The 2097-nt window shown below is 31.7% G+C and carries 2 protein-coding genes; one reads left to right on the plus strand and one right to left on the minus strand.

Annotated elements, in window-relative coordinates:
• Positions 1-114: 114 nt before the first annotated feature.
• Complete coding sequence (gene pduL, locus V7056_RS15140) at positions 115-687, plus strand: phosphate propanoyltransferase (RefSeq protein WP_499703239.1); 573 nt, start codon at positions 115-117, stop codon at positions 685-687.
• A 180-nt stretch (positions 688-867) separates the two neighbouring features.
• Here pduL and V7056_RS15145 read toward each other — a convergent pair whose 3' ends face one another.
• The gene (locus V7056_RS15145; RefSeq protein WP_499703241.1) at positions 868-2013 is read right to left on the minus strand and encodes a tyrosine-type recombinase/integrase; all 1146 of its coding nucleotides are present in this window, start codon (positions 2011-2013) and stop codon (positions 868-870) included.
• Positions 2014-2097 lie beyond the last annotated feature (84 nt).

Below are 2097 nucleotides of genomic sequence, written 5' to 3' on the forward strand. Positions count from 1 at the left end.
ATGTAAACTAATGGGTGATATGATTAAATTGTTTAGAAATATTTTAGGCGGTTAAAACTGTGATAAGTAGGCCAAATAGAAAGATGGATATCCAAAAGATGAAAGAGGGTTATTATGTCTAATAAAAAAATTCCAGTTGGTGTCTCAAATAGGCACATACATTTAACAAAAGATCACTTACATATTTTGTTTGGAGAAGGCTATGAATTAAATGTATGGAAAGACCTATCGCAGCCTGGACAATATGCCGCTAAGGAAAAGGTGGATGTTGTAGGAAATAAAGGTACTTTATCTGGTGTAAGAGTGTTAGGACCAGTAAGAAATGATACGCAAATTGAAGTATCAATTACAGATTCATTCAAACTGGGCGTAAAAGTACCTTTAAGAAACTCAGGTGATATTGCGAATACAGCGGGATGTAAAATAGTAGGCCCAAATGGTGAAGTAACAATTGAAAAAGGTTTAATCGTAGCAGCAAGGCATATCCATATGCATACGAAAGATGCAGCAGAGTTTGGTGTTGCTGACAAAGATATTGTAAAAGTTAAAGTGGAAGGCGAGCGTGGATTAATTTTTGAGAACGTGCTCGTTAGAGTAAATGAACAATTTGCGCTCGAGATGCATGTAGATGTTGATGAAGGAAATGCAGCTAGTATTACAAAGGATACTAAAGTAGAAATAATCTGAGTCGCTTCAACTGATCGCATTCTCGTTTTCTAAGCTGTAAGAGTTTGGTAACGCGTATAAAACAATCGCATTTCAAACAAATCGTTTATTTAATCTGTTTCAAAACTAGAAGCCTAGGGTTTTCCCTAGGCTTTCAAACTATTGATGGAATTTTTACAAACAATCGATTACCACTAATATTTAGTATTCATCTTCATCCCACACATTACTTGCATGTTGATTTCGATTCATCATTTTTGATAAATATAATTCAGTGGTTTGAATACTTTCATGTCCAAGACTACGACTAACTTGATAAATGCTTGCACCTTTTTCAATTGAACGACATGCGTAATGATGTCTGAAAAAGTGAGGACTTATATTATTCGTATCGTTACGTTCTGTAACAAATGGTAGATCTGAACTTTTCACCATATCAACGACAAAATTAGATAAATATTTAAAAGAGTAATGTTGATTCATTTTATTAGGGAAAAGGGGGCTGGAATCTGTTTTAGTGATTATATTTGACAAGCCTCGACGATCTCTTAATCTACATAAATCAAGATATACATGATTTAGTATTTTCACTTCACGCTTTTTATTTCCTTTTCCAATAATTTGTAACCAATATCCATTAGTATCTTTTGAGACATTACCCCATTTTGCATCAGAAAGTTCCCGAATCCTCATACCGGTTGTAGCTAAAAGTTTAATTAACGTAGATTTCAATATATTACTTTTATAAAAGTCTAACAAAGCCTTTACTTCAAATTCTTCTAAATCGCGGTTTGGTAAATCATCTTTTGAAATTTTTGCATCTAAAATCCGAGTATATAGTGCTTCTTGAATATAATTTGAATCAAATAAAAATTTGAAAAAACTTTTTAAAATAACTAGTTTTCTAGATAGAGTAGTTACTCGATAAACTTGTTTCTTTTTCCCATATTGATAGGTTGAAAGCCACTGTTGATAAGCTTCGATATGTCTTTGCTTTAAATTCTTAAACAGGGAACTTTCATGATAAATCTCTACATCTTTACGAATAAAATCTTCACTTTGTTTTAGATACTTATAAAATTGAATTAATTCTCTTATGTATTCCATTTTTGTGCTAAGTTTTCTTTGCTTTGAGGTTTGTATATCTTTCCGTTGATGAACGTAATAGTAAATCATTTCCAAATCTGAAAAACCAACAAAAAATGAGCGGTTCTGTTTTTCATTTTCAAATTTTGCTTGTAAAAGAGCTAGATGGTGCGTTTCATCTAACAATAGATCAATTATGTTCGATTCATCATTTGTATTAGAAAGTACTGCCGTTTTAAGGGAAGGATTAATAGGTAACATGATCTTCACCTCCTAAGAGTTATACAGAAACTTAAAATTAGTGTGTATTTGATATTAATTTATCAATTAGTAAAAGAGTTTTAT

Origin of the sequence: Bacillus sp. JJ664, assembly GCF_036962205.1 — a bacterium.
Classification (GTDB): domain Bacteria; phylum Bacillota; class Bacilli; order Bacillales; family Bacillaceae_G; genus Gottfriedia.